This is a genomic window from Nocardia sp. NPDC049707 (genome assembly GCF_040674855.1).
Taxonomy (GTDB): domain Bacteria; phylum Actinomycetota; class Actinomycetes; order Mycobacteriales; family Mycobacteriaceae; genus Nocardia.
In genome coordinates, this window is record NZ_JBFANN010000017.1 from 88021 (window position 1) to 105539 (window position 17519).

The following is a 17519-nucleotide window of genomic DNA, read 5'->3' on the forward strand; positions in this document are numbered from 1 at the left end:
TCCACTACCTCCGATTGTTGATCGGCAGTCTTCTGGTCGGCGTCCCGCGAACTCAGCGCCGCAGTTGATCTTGTGGCACCAGAAGTGTGGTCCGCTCATCCAACGGCACCATCGGCTCCAACTTCGCCCGGGTGCTGAGCTTGTCCGACAGCCTCTGCCTACCCACGAGCACCAGCTTGCGAGTCACCGGACTCTCGGTCACAGCACGGGTAGCCGCACTGATCTGCTCATAACGACCCCGCCCTGCCTTCGTCCCGAGCACATAACCGGCCGCAATGCCGATGATCAACCGCAGCATTTCGTAGAACTCCTCCCAAATTGCCTGTGCGCGCGGCTACTATCCTGCCCGACGCCCCGTACGTCTGTCGATCCGGATCCACCCGACCGCGCGCCGCTCCCAGACACGCCGAAGCCGCCGCATGTCTCCAGGTAGAGACGCGATTTGGGAACCCGCCAGCCGATGCGCTAAAGTTTCACCTCGGCCCGCCCAGTACGGACGAGCCACCCAGGATAATCCCCTATAGCTCAATTGGCAGAGCAGCCGACTGTTAATCGGCAGGTTTCTGGTTCGAGTCCAGATGGGGGAGCTTTGACCAGGGCGAACGTACCAGTTCGACCCTGGTTTTGTCCGTTTCGGGGGGCGAACGACACGGAACGACACGCTTTCACGGACCTCAGTCGGCGACATAGCGCAGCATCACCGCGGTGTTGAAGTGCCTCGTCTCCGCCAATCGGAGCTGCGTGCGTTTGTCCAGCGATGGGAAGAGCGGTGTGCCGCCGCCGAGCACCACGGGCGAGAGGAACAGTTGGTACTCGTCGATGAGCCCGTGTGGCATCAGCGAGGCCGCGAGGCTCGCGCCACCGACCTCCATGACACCATCGTCTCCAGCCTTGAGCCTGCGGACCTCCTCGACCGCGTTCTCGCTGATCAGCGTGCTGTTCCAGTGGACCTCGGTGAGCGTGCGGGAGAAGACGACCTTCGGCTTCTCCGTCCAGAGCCTGCCGAACTCACGCTCGATGCGCGACGCGTCCTCGGGCACGTGCGGCCAGTACTCGGCCATCAGCTCGTACAGGCGACGGCCGTGCAGCGAGACCTCGATCTCGCGGTAGCGGTCGTTGTGGAACTGGTGCAGTTCCTCGTCCGGGTTGGTCCAGTCGATGCTGCCTTCGCGGTCGCTGATGTAGCCGTCCAGGGACACGCTGAACCCGTAGCTCAGTCTCCTCATGACCGGGTCGACGTTCTACGAGCTCGAAACTCATCGTCGCTCATCGGACTTCAGGTGTGTGACTTCGTGGCATCCGGCTACGGAAGCCTCCGCGAAAACCTGTTGGCGGCCGACGGCGACCACTGCTAGCCTTCCGGAAGCCGTGCCAGAGAACGAGGAGGTGGTACCCGTGAACGCAGTATCTACATGGGTGCTCCCCTCTGGGGTCACGGTCGGGCGATAGGTCGTCCGGGAGCGCCGTTCGCAAGCACTCCCGAAAGGCACGACCGTGCAATTCATTTCCGAAAAGCGCCTCGACGACGACAGCATCCTGGAGCGCGCATTCGCTCTCGGCGAGATCCCCGGCATCCTGTGGACGCCCGCATCCGCATCCACACCGGTGCCACTGATCCTGCTCGGCCAGCCCGGCGGTCTCGGACCGCAGAAGATGTATCCGCGACTGCTGGCCCGGGCCCGGTACGCCGTGGCGGAGGGCTTCGCCGCGGCCACCATCGAGCTCCCCGGTGACGGTGAGCGGCCCCGTTCCGCTGCCTTCGATCAGGCCCGCGCCGACCTGCACGCGGCGCTGGCCGCTGGTGAGCCGGTCACCGACGACATCGTCGACCGGCTCATCCTCCCATTGGTCGACCAGGCGGTCCCGGAATGTCAGACCGCCCTGGACGCCCTTCTCGCGCTGCCCGAGATCGGCGGCCCGGTCGGGTATTCGGGCGGGGTGATCTCCATCGGCACCCGGCTGGCGGTGGTGGAGCCGCGCATCACGGCCGCCGTCCTGTTCGCGGGAAGTTACGTGCCCCGCGCCATCTTCGAGGAGGCCCGGCAGGTCACCATTCCGCTGCATGTCCTGCTGCAATGGGACGACGAAGGAAACGATCGGCAAATGGCTCTGGACCTGTTCGACGCCTTCGGCTCCAAGGAGAAGACGCTGAACGCCAATATGGGCGGGCACACCGGCGTCCCGCAGCACGCCGGGGAGGAGGCGAACCGGTTCTTCGCCCGGCACCTGAAGTGAGGCCGGGCTGTCAGGCCGGCAGCAGACGTTAGGAGGTCAGGGATGCCGCTCCATCGAGGACAGGTCCCGGCCCTCCTCGATGAGGCGGCCAGCAGATGCACACCTGCCCCGACCGCGGCGGTACCGGCCGATGGCGGTAGGTCCCAAGGTTGTTGCGGCACAACACGCGTGCTTCGTAGCGTCCATCGGGAACCTGTCAGATCTGGGGTTGCTCGGCCGTGCCGGGTTTCATAGCCGGATTGGACATCCACGCTACGTAGCATCCAAAACGGCTGTGCCGCAACGAGCCCAACTTCTGCAAGCGGGGTCCAGACCTTCCTCAACTCCAGGCAGAGAGCACGTCGGAGGCGTTCCACACCAGGTCGACGGTGTCTGCGAGAGTCGGCTCGATATCGGCCAAGGACACTACGGCCAATGCTGTTTCGTGCGGGACAAAGCCTGGAACACTGGCGACCCCGCGGGTGAGTTCGGCTAGATCGTGGCGGTCGAACGGGGTGCCGAGCCATTTGATCGATCCGGCGAAGATCACCCGATTGGCAACGGGCGAGCGGTCGGCGCCGATGAGGTCTATCTCGGGGTTGAAGGCGCGGTTCCACCAGCCGCCGACCACGGTGACGTCTTTCCAGGGCAGCGCTCCCGCGAGCGCGGTCAGTTCGAGGGCATCGCGCACGAGGGGTTCGACGGCTTTGCCGCGCCAGGAGGTCCAGCGCCGAGCGAACAACTCATAGGCCGCGTCGACTCGTCCTCGCCGAACCAGGTCCTGAACCGAGCGCAGGGCGGCGAGGTAGAGCCGCAGGTTGCTGTCAGCGACCCGGTAGAGAGCTGGTTTCCCAGGTTTGACCGACAGTGGCTGGTCTACCGACAGCACCTGCTTGTCTGTCGAGAGTCGGTGCAGTAGCGGCGATAACGATCCGGAGGGCAATGCCCCGCTGCGGCTGCCTGCGGCGGCCGCGATGGTGGCGTGGGTGCGTTCCCCGCTGCCGATCGCTTCGAGTACGCGTCGCGCTTGGTCGGGTGTCGGGAACTCGGCGAGAAGGGTGGACTCGGGCACTCCGAACAGCGGCGCGGCGGGGTCGCCGCATTCGCGTCGTACGAACTGAAGTGGTGGCAGCCCATGCGGCCAGCTACGTAAGATGCCTGGCAGCCCGCCGGTGATCAGATGTGCGTCGATGCTCTCGGCTGCGTCGAGTCCGAGAGCATGACCGACTTCGGCTGGGTTGAGCGGATCGAGGACGAGGTTGTCGGCTCGACCGTAGAACGGGCGGTCGTAGGCGGTGAGTCGTTCCATCATGTGGATGTCACTGCCCAGGAGTAGCAGCAAGACTGGGCGTTGCTGCAGCAACCTGTCCCACGCCGTTTGCAACGCGCCATCGAAGACGGTGTCTTGTTCTGCCAGCCACGGCAATTCGTCGATCACGACGACGGTCGGCGTATCACCGAGCGAGGCCGCCAACAGACGGAATGCGTCGGTCCAGCCGCCGATGCCCTCGGGGAGGGTCTCGGGATCGGATGTGATCCCCGATCTCTTCAGCTCCGCTAGAAAGATCGCGAGCGATTCGGAGACCGGCATACCCTTGGTGGCCGTGAAATACAGGTACGGCATTTGTGCCGTGTCGCAGAACTCCTGAACCAGTCGCGATTTTCCGACCTGTCGGCGGCCTCGGATCGCAACGGCGACGCCTCTGCGGGACTCTGCGACACGCTGCAAGCGAGTCCTCAACAGTCCCAGCTCGACACTTCGGCCGACGAACCCTGATGTCACTGCCGCTCCTTGGGTAGTTCAGATCTATATAGATGGAATCTACATAGCCAAAATCTACATTGCTGAGCTGGTGTGCGGCAGGAGATCCTTGCCGGGGCAGTTCCGGAGCTTGCGTGGGTCGGGGAATCCGAGGGAGGTGTATCCGAGTGCGCGTTCGATAGCGAGGATGCGATGACCGGGGTCTGGACGTCGTGGTAGCCGTGGACAGTGGCAGCGGTCTTGCCAGGGTGAGTTCGGCCGGGTCAGCAACTGCTCGGCCAGCTTCTTCGTGCGGTCCACCGCATCTTTGCCACGGCGTCGAGTGTCTCCGACGCTGCTCGATCCTTCCTGCCGAACCGTCAGGTTCGGCGGGGCAGACCAAGGTCAAGATCCGTAGTTCCGACGTCCCCCCGCCTGGTTTCGACGGGGGCATCGAAACGCTACGTCCGCGATATCTACTAGTTCGAGCCGAGGTCGTCCGGTCTGATTTGTGCCGCACGACGCCCTCTGTCCGCTGAACCGGACGCGGCGGAATCCGAACCTGTTCAGGATGCATTCTGGATCGCGTCACCCGGCTCGGTGGCGGCGGCGAGCAGGGCCGCGCGCACATCGACGCGATCGGCGAGACTGGAAAGGTCGCGGCCGGTGAGTTTTTCGACGCGTTCGATGCGGTAGTGGACCGTGTTGACGTGCAGGTAGAGGGCTTCGGCGGTTTTGGTCCATGACCCGTTGTTGTCGAGGAACGCCGCCAGGGTTGCGCGGAGCCCGGCGTGGGAGGCGCTCGGCTCGAGCAGTGCGCCGAGGACACCGGTGCTGTAGGCGGCGCGGACCGCAGCGGTATCCCGGCCAGCAGTTCCTCGAGCGTCGCGAGGTCATCGGCGGCGGCGATTGCTCGGTCGAGTGCAGCGGCGGCTCGTTGTGCGTGGTTCGAGCGGACAAAACTGTCGTGAAGTGCGGCCGCGGTGTCCGCGGCGGGACCGACGCCGACATGGATACCGGTCCCCGGATCGCAGGACCGCACGAGCCCATGGACTGATCGCAGTCGTTCGACCGGATTCGGGATATCGCCGATGATCGCGACGGCCTGCGCACCGTGGCTGCCGACGGCGAAGGGGCGATCGGTGATGTGGGACAGCAACTCTCGTAGCGCTCCGACCGCGGCAACCGGTCGATACGGCACCGTCGCGGCACTGATCACCCGATATCGGCCCTGTTCGGCCAAGCCGTGGGCGCGCATGGCCAGTTCCAGCGGTGCGCGCTCGGATGTCGCGTCCTCGAGTTCGACGAAGAGGTCTTCGGCTGCCGATTGCCGGTCGTTGTCGACCTGTACCGATAGCTCTCGGTAGTGGCACAGAACTTCGGTGACTTCGCGCAACATCAGCGGCGGTACCTCACAAGGGACCGGCAGGTGCAGATACCACGCGTCATAGGGTGAATCCGCGGAACCGATCTGCTGATCGGTGCTGTCGGCGCGCCGCAGACCAGCGACGATGGTATCGGGTGCGTACGCGCACGAACCGCTGCCAGCGAGCGTCCGTCCGCTGGCGGTCACCAAGGCGCAGGGCTGGCCACCGAGGTATGCGGAGATCCGATCGAGCAGGACCTGCGGCGCTACCCCGTCGCGGACGAGCTGGTGCAGCGATTGCGGGACATTGTCGGGTACGGAGAGTGGTGCCGAGCGGAGATCACTCCAGCGGCGTACGTAGATCGCATCGGTGATGGTTCGAAAGGTCGTATCCGCCGGAACTGTCAAAAGCGCGATCCGCTGTTCCCGGCAGGCTCGCACGATCTCGGCGGGAATGCCGTTGTGCCGGACCACGCCTGCGAGCAGGGCCAGCGCGCCGACGTTGCGCAGAGCTGCCACGAATTGGTCGGCCTTGTTACGACCACCGCGGGGTGTCCACCAGACCAGGCCGCTCAGGACGACCTCACCGGATTGCACGTAGGCCGTGGGATCCCGCAGGTCTGTGGCCGTCACCCCGCTGACCTCACGGCGCAGCAGCCCGGAATCTCCCCACACCAGCTGCAATCCCAATGATTCCAGGCGAAGCAGGTCATCTACCCGCATGAGCTGCCCCTCTCGCACAGTCCGCTGCGACAGTCGATCACCGCATCGTAGGTGCCTCGGTAGTCCGCGGTCCTTGTGTGATCAACCGACAATCGCCGTCACTGGACCGGCTTTTCTGGGTGCCGCAGCCGATGGCATCGCCCGGCCCACCGCATTGAATCGAACGCACCAACCCGTGAGGACGGTGTCGAGGATGGATCTGAACACGGTGGCCGAGGTGTGCGACGCCCGGACATATCGGAGCTGGCGCCCTGGTGATGCGTGGCTCGGCGGTGGCACGTATCTGTTCTCCGAACCCCAGCCGCACTTGCGCAGGCTCGTGGATCTGAGCCGAACCGGCTGGACGCCGTTGCAGTGGCTGCCCGGTGGCGCGCTGGAGATCGCCTCGACCTGCACTATCGCTCAACTCTTCCGCTACACGCGGCGCAGCTTGTTCGCGCAGTGCTGCCATGCTTTCCTGGCGTCTTTCAAGATCTGGAATATGGCCACAGTCGGCGGGAACCTGTGCAACTCCCTGCCTGCGGGGCCGATGATCTCGCTGACCGCGGCCCTCGACGGCATCTGCCTACTGCACTCTCTCACCGGTGCGCAACGACGCCTGCCCGTTACCGAATTCGTCACCGGCGCAGGCGAAAACGTGTTACGCGAAGGCGAGTTGCTCCGCTCGATCACGCTGCCCGCTGCCGCACTCGACCGCCGGACGGCGTTTCGTCAGGCTTCGCTGTATGGGCTCGGTCGTTCCGGTGTGTTGGTGATCGGCACCCGCGACCGCGATGGCTCGCTACAGCTGACCGTCACGGCATCGACCACCCGACCGATCCGCCTGTGTTTCCCGCGGCCGACCGATCGTGTCGAATTCGCCGCCGCGTTAGAGCGGGCGGTCCCCGACGACGCGTGGTTCGACGACATCCACGGCCTACCCGAGTGGCGCAAACATATGACCCTGCGGCTGGCCGAAGAGATCAGAACAGAGCTGTTATGAGCTTCGAAATACACGTCAACGAACGACCATTCGGCGATGATCCGCGACCGGGCCAATGCCTGCGCACCTACCTGCGCGAGCACGGCTGGTTCGGCGTGAAGAAGGGCTGCGACGCGGGCGACTGCGGCGCATGCACCGTGCACGTGGACGGCGCGCCGGTACACAGCTGCATCTATCCCGCGGTCCGCGCCGACGGCCGTCGCGTCACCACGGTGGAGGGGCTGGCATGCGGCGGGGAACTACACCCTGTGCAGCAGCGATTTCTTGCGGCGCAAGGATTCCAATGTGGTTTCTGCACGGCCGGGTTCCTCATGACGACGGCCGCCCTCGAGGAGACCCAGCTTGCCGACCTGCCGCGTGCGCTCAAAGGAAACCTGTGTCGCTGCACCGGTTACCGGGCGATCGAAGACGCCATCCGCGGAATCGAGCACACAGAGGATCCGAACGCGGGTGCGAGCGTCGGCCGCAATCTGGGGGCACCGGCCGGACCGCAGGTCGTCACCGGGACCGCCCGCTATACCTTCGATATCGAGATCCCGGGCCTGCTGCACATGAAGCTGCTGCGCTCGCCACACGCCCACGCCCGGATCGAGCACATCGATATCGAGGACGCGCTGCGCGTGCCTGGTGTGCGGGCCGTGTTCACCCACCATGACGCGCCCGACAAGCATTACTCCACCGCCCGCCACGAACGTCCCGAAGAAGACCCGGACGACACCCGTGTCCTCGACAACGTCGTCCGCTACGTCGGACAGCGGATGGCGGCGGTGGTCGCCGACAGCGAAGCCGCCGCAGAGGAGGGCTGCCGTCGGATCACCGTGACCTATCGCGTACTACCGTTCGTCCTCGACCCCGAACAAGCGATGCGCCCAGGCGCGCCTCTCGTCCACGACAAGGACGCCGCCACCGCTCGCATCGCCCGGCCCGAGAACAATGTCGTCGGCGAGGTACACGGTGAAATAGGCGATGTGGCAACCGGATTCGGTGAGGCTGCGATCGTCTACGAGCAGACCTTCCGCACCCAGCGAGTCCAGCACGCCAGCCTCGAAACACACGGTGCGGTCGCGTGGTTCGACGACGACGGCCGACTGAATGTCCGTTCCAGCACCCAGACACCGTTCCTGACCCGCCGCGCACTGTGCACGCTGTTCGACTTACCACTCGACCAGGTGCGAGTGGTGGCCGGACGCGTCGGCGGCGGCTTCGGCGGCAAACAGGAAATGCTCGTCGAGGACATCGTGGTGCTTGCCGCGCTCCGGCTCAGGCGGCCGGTCAAGCTCGAATACACACGCGCCGAGCAGTTCTACGGCGCCACGACCCGACATCCGTTCACCGTTCGGATCAAAGCGGGAGCACACCGCGACGGTACGTTGTCGGCGATCGAGGCGCGAGTGGTCTCGAATACCGGAGCCTACGGAAACCACGGCCCCGCAGTGCTCTTCCACGCCGTCGGCGAATCATTGGCCGTCTACCGGTGCCCGAACAAGAAAGCCGACGGCTATGCCGTCTACACCAATACCGTTCCAGCAGGTGCCTTTCGGGGTTACGGCCTCGGACAGGTGGTGTTCGCCATCGAGTCGGTCCTGGACGAGTTGGCCCGACGACTCGGCATCGACCCGCTGCGGTTTCGTGAACTCAACATGATCGGCCCTGGCGAACCGATGATCACTCCTGGCGGACATGAGGAAGACCTCCACATCGCCAGCTATGGGCTCGACCAGTGTCTGGGCATCATCCGTCGAGCTCTTGCCGAGCCGTTTCCGGCGGCTCCAGAGGGGTGGCTCACCGGCAGCGGTACCGCGCTGTCCATGATCGCGACCATACCACCCGGTGGACATTTCGCGATGCGCGAATCAGCCTGCTGGCCAACGGTTCCTACGATCTCGCTGTCGGGACCGCCGAATTCGGCAATGGGACCACCACCGTGCACCGGCAGATCGCCGCACAAGAGCTGGTCACTACCGCCGAACGCATCACGATCCGGCAATCCGACACCGATGTCGTCGGCCACGACACCGGCGCATTCGGTTCCGCCGGAACCGTGGTCGCGGGCAAAGCCGTACTGCGCGCCGCCGAAGCCCTGGCCGAACAGCTGTGTTCCTTCGCCGCCGATCATTTCGGGCTCGACCGTACCGACTGCCGGTTGACCGAGGACGCGGTGCTCTGCGGCGAGCACCAGATGCGGTTGACGGAGCTATATCGCCTGGCTGCCACCGACGGCCGCACGCTCGCCGCCGACGGACACTGGGGTGGCACACCACGATCGGTCGCATTCAACGCCCAACTCTTCCAGGTGGCCGTCGATCCCGGCACCGGTGAGCTGCGCATTTTGCGCAGCGTCCACGCCGCTGACGCAGGCAAGGTCATGAATCCCATGCAATGCCGCGGCCAAGTCGAAGGCGGCGTCGCCCAGGCCCTCGGCGCGACGTTATTCGAGAACGTTCGCATCGATGACCGCGGTGAAGTCACCACGGCGGCCTTCCGCCGGTACCGTCTGCCCGCCTATGCCGACGTCCCCCGGACCGAAGTCACCTTTATGCAAACCAGCGACGCAATCGGCCCCCTCGGCGCCAAATCCATGAGCGAAAGCCCTTTCAACCCGGTCGCTCCCGCCCTCGCCAATGCGCTACGCGATGCCACCGGAATCCGCTTCACCGACCTTCCGCTCACCCGCGACCGGATCTGGCTCGCCCTGCACCACAAGCAAACCCGCACCGGTGACAACGAATCCCCCAACACCACACGGCTGCCGGCACAACGCGACATCGCTCGAGGATGGGCGACGACGAGGACGAGTGAACCATCGAAGAACGGTTGAGTCCGCAGCTGCCCGAAACGGTTGTCCCAGCTGCCATCGGCCAGGTCGTGGCGCAGATCCGTGCAGAAGCGATCTCGCGCGGCGGAATTCACGAAACTCCATGCCGAGCACTGAGCCGGGCCTGGGGATCCAACAGCGCCTCGGGCCGCCCGTGGTAGGCCTGGTGCGCCATCCCGGTCCGGCTCGGGAGGGGAGGAGGTTGTCTTCGGACGGGATGTCGCAGGCGAGGAGCTGGCGTGTGGCATGCACGCCTCGTGAGGACAGTCTATAGAAGTGTACTTATTAGAAGTATACTTCTACCTATGACCGCATTGGTGAAGCCGGACCGGGTGTTCGACCGTGACCGCGAATGGGACGGATTGGTGCGGTTCGCGACGTCGCCGAGTCCGGATGTGCGGTTGGGGATCGTCAGCGGGCGACGGCGGCAGGGCAAGACGTTCTTGCTGGATGCGTTGGCCGACGTAGTCGGGGGGTTCTTCTTCACGGCAACCGATGCGACGGAGGTCGAGTCGCTGGAGGGTTTCGGTGCGGCTGTGGCCGCGTACGCGGGCGGTGGTCGGTATGCGTTCCGGGATTGGGACGAGGCGTTCGAGCGGTTATTCGCGGTGGTGCGGGATGGGCTGGTCGTCATCGATGAGTTTCCATATCTGACCAAGGCCAGTCCGTCGTTGCCGTCGGTGTTGCAGCGTGCGCTCGACCCCCGAGGTTATGTGCGTCGGGCGGGTTCGCGGGTGCTGTTGTGTGGCTCGGCGATGTCGGTGATGGGGCGGTTGCTGGCCGGCAGTGCGCCGTTGCGTGGGCGGGCGAGTTTGGAGTTGATCGTCAAGTCGCTCGGTTATCGGGAGTCGGCGCGGTTCTGGGGGATCGAGGATCCGCGGTTGGCGGTGTTGGTGCATGCGATTGTGGGTGGGACGCCGGCGTATCGGCGTGAGTTCGTCGCGGGTGATGCACCGGAGTCGCTGGAGGATTTCGATTCCTGGGTGTTGCGGACTGTGCTCAATCCGCAGGTGCCGCTGTTCCGCGAGGCGCGGTATCTGTTGGCGGAGGAGACCGAGATCCGGGACGTGGCGCTGTATCACGCTGTGCTGGGCGCGATCGCGGGTGGGCACACGACACGGGGTGGTATCGCGAACACCATCGGCCGCAGCTCCACCGACATCGGGCATCCGTTGTCGGTGCTCGAGGATGCGCAGCTGGTTATCCGGGAGGCGGATCCGTTCAATCGGGGCAAATCGGTGTATCGGGTGGCCGAGCCACTGATCGTGTTCTACGAGGCGATCATGCGGCGGGAGTGGACTCGCTTGGAGCGTGGGAATCCCGAAGCGGCATGGCGTAATTCGCGCGCCACGTTCCTGTCGCAGGTGGTGGGCCCGCATTTCGAGGGAATCTGCCGGGACTGGGCGATGTCGGTGGGGCCTGAGGTGTTCGGCGAGTTGCCCGGGCAGGTGGCGGCCGCGACTGTCAATGATCCACGTGAGAAGCGGCAGATTCAGATCGATGTCGCGGTGCTGGCGCCAGAGGAGACCGGGCAGCCGCGACGCATCCTGTCTCTGGGCGAGGTCAAATGGGATCGCACCATGACCATCGGGCATGTGGACCGCTTGCGACGTGCGCGAGAATTGTTGGCGGCCAAGGGATATAACACCAGCCAAACCATCCTGACCTGCTACAGCGGAGCGGGATTCGATGAGAACCTGCAGGCTGTCGGCATCGGCCTCGGGCAGCGGCCGAAGGAAGCCGACAGCCCCATGCTGGTCGACCTGAACACCGTCTACGCCGAGGTGTAGCAGCGGCGACCGGTTCTGGTGGACCCGAGGGAGCGGCGGGCGGCTCGATGGGGGTAGTCGCAGGAGTGATTCCTCAGCTCGGTACGCCCGAACGATGGTCCGTCGGTTTCCGAGTCTGCGTGGGCCCAGGAATCCGAGTCCGCATCCGGCGGCGCGTTTGCGCAGCGATGAGGCGATCACGGGGTGAGAACGTCGTGGTAGTCACTCGGGCGCACACTGGGCAGGTGTCTCCGGTTGATACTCCACTCACCGTCGCCACTGCTGTCAGTTCATGGCGACTCGATGTCGTCACGCTGACGATCGTCGGTGCGTGCGCCTACGGCTACCTGCGCGGGCATCGGAGGGCGGCCCGCGAGGGTGTGGCGGTGGAGTCGAGTCGGCGAATATTCAGCCTGGCCGCCATGGCGCTGTGGTTCCTCGCGACCGGCAGCTTTGTCGGGGTCTACGCCGACACCTTGTTTTGGGTCCAGGCGTTGCAGGTGGTGTTGTTGCTGTTCGTTGTCCCGTTCGGTCTGGCATCGGGGCGACCGGTCACGGTGGCGCGTGCCGCGCTCGGCGATACCGGCCGAGCTCGCATCGACCGTATCCTGGCGAGCCGGTCCGCGCGGGTGCTGACCCATCCGGCCGTCACGTCGGTGCTCATGCTGGCGACGCCCTGGCTGCTCTATCTGACCGCGTGGTATCCCGCCGTGCTGCAGCACCGAGCAGTCGATCAGATCACCCAGTTGGTACTGGTGGGGGTGGGCTTGCTCTACTTCTACTCGCGACTGCAGGCCGACCCGGTGCCACGCAGGTACCCGCAGATGATTTCCATGGTGATCAGCATCGCCGAGACGTTGGGCGACGGGCTGCTCGGGATCGTGCTCTGGCAGGGCCCGGCGATCGCCGCGCAGTACTACACCGATCTCGGGCGGGTGTGGGGTCCGAGCCGTGCTACCGATCAGATCATCGGCGCTGGCATCCTCTGGGTGCTCGGTGACATCCTCGGTGTGCCATTCCTGTTGGCGGTCATGCGCGCCTTCGCCGTCGACGAACAGGCCGCGGCCAAGGAGGTCGATGCCGTTCTCGATGCCGCTGAAGCGACCGGCCAGGTCACCACCACAGTCGGCGACGAGCCCGGCCTGCCGAAACTGTGGTGGCAGGACGATCCCCAGCTGCGGGATCGGTTCCGCAGGGGCTGAACCTCACGGTTCGACCCGTCGTGCCGTGCGGGGTGTGACGGTGGTGGATGTGCGTTTGCCACGGCCGTCGTGCACGATGTTTCAACCTGGTGAAGTGTATCGGCGGTTTCGCCGCGGCACAGTGATGTGAGGTTTGACGGCGAGATGGATGACGAAACCGAACCGATCCCGGCGGTTCCCCGGTCTGGTGGTCGTCATGCCCGGCACGCGCGCCCGGACATCCCTGCCGACGGGGTTCGCGGGAAATCGCCCCGCGCCGCAGACACCCCGCGTTCGGACCGTGCGGCAGACCGTGGTGAGATCAGCCGGTCACGTACCGAGCGCGAGAGATCGGGCACCCGTGGTTCACCCGCCGGGCAGGCAAACGCGCGAACAGTGACCCGCGGTGCCCAGGCAGTGGGTTCGGGTGGTGTTCGAAGCCCACGTGCGAAGGCGGCTGATATCGCCGAGCGCCCCACCGACGAGCGTGTGCCGGCGGCGCAACCCAACCGCCGCGCCCGCCGCGCCCAGGCCGTGCACCCCCCGTCGTGGCAGGTCCGGGCCGCACGGACCGCCGTCCGCCTAGTGGTAGCCGCCACCGCTCTGGCCGTCGTCTCGGGCACCGGATTCGCCTACTACACCGAGCGCGCCGTCGATGACGGGTTCGCCCGGTCCCAGGCCATCAGTTCCGAAGACGCCGCCGCGCTCGACGGCGATATGAACATCCTGCTCATCGGGCTGGACACGCGCAAAGACCGCAATGGCAACGACCTGCCCAAAGACGTCATGGACCAATTGCACGCCGGTGACGGCAGCGAGGGCGGCTACAACGCCAATTCGCTGATTCTGGTGCATATTCCGAAGGATCTGAAGAAGATCACCGCCTTCTCCATCCCCCGCGACGACTACGTTGCGGTCACCGGGATCCCCGGCTACGACCATGCCAAGATCAAGGAAGCCTACGGCCTGAAGAAGGCGTCGGTCGAGCAGAAGCTGGAGAATCAGGGCGTCAAGGACAAGGTCGAACTGGAACGCCAGGGCCGAGAGGCCGGCCGCGAGTCCATCGTGCAAACGGTGAAGGCACTGACCGGGGTGCCGATCAACCGGTTCGCCGAGGTCTCCCTCGTCGGTTTCTACGACCTGGCCAACATTCTCGGCGGTGTCGATGTGTGTCTCAACCACGCCGTCAACGACGAGTACTACTCCGGCGCGGTGTTTCCGGCCGGACCCCAGCACCTCGATGCCGCCAACGCGCTGTCGTTCGTGCGGCAACGCCACGAGCTCGACAACGGCGACCTCGACCGCACCCACCGCCAGCAGGCGTTCCTCACCTCGGTCGCCAAACAACTCAAAGAGTCCGGCACGCTTACCAATCTCGGCAAAATGCAGCAACTGATCAACGCCGCACAGAACGATGTGGTGCTCTCCCAAGGCTGGAACGTTCTCGACTTCGCGCAGACCATGGGCAAGGCCGGTTCGATTCCGATCGAATTCCAGACCCTGCCGGTGCAGGGATACCAGACCATCGACGGCCAAGAGGTCAATATCGTCGACTCGGCCGCGATCAAGAAGATGGTGCGCGCCGCGTTCGGAGTGCAGGCCGCCACTTCCAGCACCCCCAAGACCACACCCACCAGCACCGTCGACGTCGTCAACGCCGGCGCAGCGACGGGTATGGCCGCCAAAGTATCGACGATGCTGGCCGACAAGGGATTCCAGCAAGGCACCATCGGCAACGCCGCCTACACCGATGGTTCCAGCTCGGTCGTCTACTACGGCACCGGCGCTGACACCGACGCCACCGAGGCCGCGGACCTACTCGGCGGGCTACCAACGGCCGCCGCCAAGAACCTCGATTCCGGCCACATCAAGATCGTGATCGGCGCCGACTTCACCATGCCCGACGAATCGAGTTCCAGCACATCATCATCGACCGCCACCCCGACCGGCACCGGCTCGCTCGCCGCCTCCTCGACCAACACCACCACCGCCACACCCGCCGACGGAGCACCCGACTCCGGCAAACCCGTCACCACCAGCATCGGATCCGACATCCCCTGCGTCGACTGACCGGCCGGGCATGCAAGCCCCGACCCTCGATAGGACAGCGCATAGCCATCACATATCTGGAATCGCTCGTCGGGGCACTGTAAAGGTGAGCGAGCTCTTCCTGGTGTCGAGCTGGGGCACAGCATTCTGCTGCCGGCTTGGATCGCTGGTCGGCGGCATCGGTAGCGCCGCGCCATGGTCGTACTTCCTCGCGATCTCCGGCGAGTCGGGCACTTGCCAGCAGGAAGATTCAGATGTTGACGCCGTGGTCGCGGGCGATGCCCGCCAGCCCGGAGGCATAGCCCTGGCCTATGGCGCGGAACTTCCACTCGTCGCCGTGCCGGTAGAGTTCGCCGAATACCAGCGCGGTCTCGGTGGGGGCATCCTCAGTAAGGTCGAATCGCGCCAGCTCGGTACCGGTGCCGCGGTCTACCACCCGGATATAGGCGTTGCGGACCTGCCCGAACGACTGGCCACGGATGTCGGCCTCGTGAATGGAAACGGGGAAGAAGATGCTCGTGATCGTCGGCGGCGTCGCCGCGAGGTCGACATTGATCACTTCGCCGGTCGGATTGTCGCCGGTGTGCTCGATGCTGCCTTCGGGGGAGCGCCGGTTGTTGTAGAAGACGAAATGCCGATCCGAGAGCACTTTGTGGTCCGCTCCGCATGCCAGCGCGCTGGCGTCGAGGTCGAAATCGGCGCCGGTGGTGGCCCGCACCTCCCAGCCCAGCCCGACCGCCACCTGGGTGAGGTTCGGGGCCTGCTTCGACAGCGATACGGTGCCGCCCTTGGTCGAAGTGGCACCCGCCGTGAATCCTTGCTTCTCCCAACGAAACAACGTCACAGGCCACCCGCTGCGACCAGCCGGCGGCATAAACGACCCGGATAGCGCGGGCCCGAACCCCGGATCCGGTGTGCCGCCACCGCTGTTGCCGCGCGGGAGTTCGAAAATGTCGTCGCGCGCGACTACCCGCCGACCAGCAGCACCTGAAGCGGCGGATCCGGGGACGGTAGGCGAGGGGCCGCGGACGCCAGGCACGTCGGAGGAGTCGTTGTGGTCGAACTGCTCGGCGATGCGGATGATGCGCCGCTGCAATGCGAGCAATTCGACCAAGTCCCGGTTCACCGTCCGGCCTCGAGCTGCGGCGGTGTCCGCCGCCCCGACGGCTTCGGCGTGGGCGTCGAACACCGAGGCGCGTAACCGCGCCGACACGCTCGCGGTAGCCGGCGTCGACCCGGGTTCCCCCTCCGTGATCGTCACACTAGTACACTACCGGGGACCGGGCCGGCATACGAATCTCTCAGGTATGTGTCTGCGCCGCAATCGATCTCGCGCAGTGCTTGCCTCGCTGACGCCATACTGTGCGGTCGCCGAACGCTCGGGCCTGTGCTGCGTACGCGCGGCTCACACCGCGATCGGATGCCTGCGCGCGTGCGCGAAAATCGAAGTACCGCACCGTAGTACGGCTTACACTGGAGGTCATGGACTTTCTGCTATCGGTCGTCGGAATAGGGGGTGCGCTGGTCATCGCCGGCGCAGCCTGGATGGCCTTCCTCGTGCTCCGCGGCCGGAAATAACCCAACCGGCCCCACAACGGCCAGGACGGCTGAGAAAACACACTGCGGCCCAATGGATTCGCTGGGCGACAGACCCGAGCGTCCTGCATCGCGCCGCGTACGAAGTTACGGTGGGTCGCGGAATCGGCCCAGGTGCGGTACGGCTTCACCGGGGTGTTTGGTGTGGAACCCTTTGCCGAGTGCGTGGAGTTTCCAGTCCCCGCCGACCGGATACACCCTTGCGATCGCGGTGAACGGCATCCCACCGGCCATGGTGTATCTGGGCAACACCGATGCTGTCATGCCACCGATATGCCCGCATCCGGCGCTCTGGGACTTATCCTGTGCACGTGACAGGGGAACCTGCGCTCTCGATGCGACCGTTCCGGCGGTGGTGGATGCTGCTGGCCGTCGGTGGTGCGCTGGCGGCCGGCGGGGCCGCCACCCGGCCGTTCAGTTGGCCGGCAACCGTGCTGGTGGTGGTGCCGGGGGTCGTGGTGTCGCTGTTGGCGTTCCGCGTGAGGCCCGAGCGCATTCCACGCACCGCCCGGCTGCGGCGCGGAGTGGCCGTTTGGTCGACGCTGTTTGTCCTTGCGTCGGCGTGGGAAGTGTATGCCTTTGTTCGGCAACCGGATTGGACGCGGGCGAGTCACCAGCATCCGACCTTGTCGACGCTGCTGGATCCGGCACTCGAGCAGTGGCCGCTGCGGTTCGCTGGATGGCTGGTGTGGCTGGGTGCCGGCTGGTGGCTGGTGTCGAGATGAGCGATCGGGTGATCGTCATCGTCGGGTTCGTGCTGGTGTTGGTGGTTACGCTCGGCGTGGTCGTGGTCACGCATGTGCGCCGGGATCTCGTCGCGCCCGTGGGTGAAACGATCGCGTACCTCACGCGCACTCGGGTGGGGCGGATTGCCGCTGCGCTCGTGTGGGCATGGGTCGGCTGGCACTTTCTCGCACGGTAGGCGAGGGGGAGAGATCCGCCGGCAGTACGAGAACACCTACATCTGGCTGACCAGCCGGCGCCGCGGCCACCGGCGGCGAACTCGGCCAGGTATCGGGGTATTGGCCGGCACGGTGGACATTGAGCGCCTACGCTGGTGGATGTCGTTGTAGTCCAAGGCAT

The 17519-nt window shown here is 65.4% G+C and carries 13 protein-coding genes, 1 tRNA gene and 2 pseudogenes; 9 read left to right on the plus strand and 7 right to left on the minus strand.

All coding sequences use genetic code 11. From position 1 onward, the window contains the following. Positions 1-52 precede the first annotated feature (52 nt). Positions 53-298 (minus strand): hypothetical protein, encoded by a 246-nt coding sequence (locus tag AB0J29_RS17515; RefSeq protein ID WP_364501699.1) that lies wholly within the window; start codon positions 296-298, stop codon positions 53-55. A gap of 216 nt (positions 299-514) precedes the next feature. Here AB0J29_RS17515 and AB0J29_RS17520 point away from each other — a divergent pair. Then, positions 515-587: transfer RNA gene (locus AB0J29_RS17520), tRNA-Asn, on the plus strand. Between the two features lie 87 nt (positions 588-674). On the opposite strand, the gene AB0J29_RS17525 is transcribed toward AB0J29_RS17520, so the two are convergent. Continuing rightward, entirely contained in the window at positions 675-1226 is a 552-nt protein-coding gene (locus tag AB0J29_RS17525) for a dihydrofolate reductase family protein (RefSeq protein ID WP_364786524.1), read from the minus strand. 268 nt (positions 1227-1494) lie between these two features. Between AB0J29_RS17525 and AB0J29_RS17530 the strand changes: the two genes are divergently transcribed. After that, on the plus strand, positions 1495-2235 hold the full coding sequence (locus AB0J29_RS17530; protein WP_364786527.1) for an alpha/beta hydrolase: 741 nt from the start codon (positions 1495-1497) through the stop codon (positions 2233-2235). Positions 2236-2554: 319 nt separating this feature from the next. Here the strand turns inward: AB0J29_RS17530 and AB0J29_RS17535 are convergent, their stop codons facing one another. The 3 genes and pseudogenes from AB0J29_RS17535 to AB0J29_RS17545 all read right to left on the minus strand — a co-directional run. Further along, positions 2555-3997, minus strand: coding sequence for an ATP-binding protein (locus AB0J29_RS17535; protein WP_364786530.1), 1443 nt, complete (start codon positions 3995-3997; stop codon positions 2555-2557). A 524-nt stretch (positions 3998-4521) separates the two neighbouring features. After that, entirely contained in the window at positions 4522-4770 is a 249-nt protein-coding gene (locus AB0J29_RS17540) for a helix-turn-helix domain-containing protein (RefSeq protein ID WP_364786614.1), read from the minus strand. A 131-nt stretch (positions 4771-4901) separates the two neighbouring features. After that, positions 4902-6044 (minus strand): annotated as a pseudogene (locus AB0J29_RS17545) (PucR family transcriptional regulator ligand-binding domain-containing protein); the annotation flags it as partial. A 193-nt stretch (positions 6045-6237) separates the two neighbouring features. Here AB0J29_RS17545 and AB0J29_RS17550 point away from each other — a divergent pair. The 5 genes and pseudogenes from AB0J29_RS17550 (at position 6238) to AB0J29_RS17570 (ending at position 14861) form a co-directional block, all read left to right on the plus strand. Next, positions 6238-7026 (plus strand): FAD binding domain-containing protein, encoded by a 789-nt coding sequence (locus tag AB0J29_RS17550; RefSeq protein WP_364786533.1) that lies wholly within the window; start codon positions 6238-6240, stop codon positions 7024-7026. Continuing rightward, positions 7023-9721 (plus strand): annotated as a pseudogene (locus tag AB0J29_RS17555) (molybdopterin-dependent oxidoreductase); the annotation flags it as partial. The gene AB0J29_RS17550 and the pseudogene AB0J29_RS17555, both read left to right, overlap by 4 nt. 425 nt (positions 9722-10146) lie before the next feature. Further along, complete coding sequence (locus AB0J29_RS17560) at positions 10147-11631, plus strand: ATP-binding protein (protein WP_364786536.1); 1485 nt, start codon at positions 10147-10149, stop codon at positions 11629-11631. A gap of 224 nt (positions 11632-11855) precedes the next feature. After that, a complete protein-coding gene (locus AB0J29_RS17565) occupies positions 11856-12812 on the plus strand; it encodes a cytochrome c oxidase assembly protein (protein ID WP_364786539.1) in 957 nt (318 codons plus the stop codon). A gap of 375 nt (positions 12813-13187) precedes the next feature. Further along, entirely contained in the window at positions 13188-14861 is a 1674-nt protein-coding gene (locus AB0J29_RS17570; RefSeq protein ID WP_364786542.1) for an LCP family protein, read from the plus strand. Positions 14862-15090: 229 nt separating this feature from the next. Here the strand turns inward: AB0J29_RS17570 and AB0J29_RS17575 are convergent, their stop codons facing one another. Then, the gene (locus tag AB0J29_RS17575) at positions 15091-15714 is read right to left on the minus strand and encodes a TerD family protein (protein ID WP_364786617.1); all 624 of its coding nucleotides are present in this window, start codon (positions 15712-15714) and stop codon (positions 15091-15093) included. A gap of 809 nt (positions 15715-16523) precedes the next feature. Continuing rightward, the gene (locus AB0J29_RS17580) at positions 16524-16700 is read right to left on the minus strand and encodes a hypothetical protein (RefSeq protein WP_364786545.1); all 177 of its coding nucleotides are present in this window, start codon (positions 16698-16700) and stop codon (positions 16524-16526) included. A gap of 95 nt (positions 16701-16795) precedes the next feature. Between AB0J29_RS17580 and AB0J29_RS17585 the strand changes: the two genes are divergently transcribed. Further along, positions 16796-17161: a hypothetical protein gene (locus tag AB0J29_RS17585; RefSeq protein WP_364786548.1), complete on the plus strand. Its 366-nt coding sequence runs from the start codon at positions 16796-16798 to the stop codon at positions 17159-17161. Next, a complete protein-coding gene (locus tag AB0J29_RS17590) occupies positions 17158-17358 on the plus strand; it encodes a DUF6186 family protein (protein ID WP_364786551.1) in 201 nt (66 codons plus the stop codon). Before AB0J29_RS17585 ends, AB0J29_RS17590 begins: the two co-directional genes overlap by 4 nt. Positions 17359-17519 lie beyond the last annotated feature (161 nt).

Coding starts and splice junctions, on each gene's coding strand:
- AB0J29_RS17585 (WP_364786548.1), top strand. CDS start 16,796: ATGCTGCTGGCCGTCGGTGGTGCGCTGGCGGCCGGCGGGGCCGCCACC.
- AB0J29_RS17550 (WP_364786533.1), top strand. CDS start 6,238: ATGGATCTGAACACGGTGGCCGAGGTGTGCGACGCCCGGACATATCGG.
- AB0J29_RS17560 (WP_364786536.1), top strand. CDS start 10,147: ATGACCGCATTGGTGAAGCCGGACCGGGTGTTCGACCGTGACCGCGAA.
- AB0J29_RS17525 (WP_364786524.1), bottom strand. CDS start 1,226: ATGAGGAGACTGAGCTACGGGTTCAGCGTGTCCCTGGACGGCTACATC.
- AB0J29_RS17580 (WP_364786545.1), bottom strand. CDS start 16,700: ATGACAGCATCGGTGTTGCCCAGATACACCATGGCCGGTGGGATGCCG.
- AB0J29_RS17590 (WP_364786551.1), top strand. CDS start 17,158: ATGAGCGATCGGGTGATCGTCATCGTCGGGTTCGTGCTGGTGTTGGTG.
- AB0J29_RS17515 (WP_364501699.1), bottom strand. CDS start 298: ATGCTGCGGTTGATCATCGGCATTGCGGCCGGTTATGTGCTCGGGACG.
- AB0J29_RS17575 (WP_364786617.1), bottom strand. CDS start 15,714: ATGCCGCCGGCTGGTCGCAGCGGGTGGCCTGTGACGTTGTTTCGTTGG.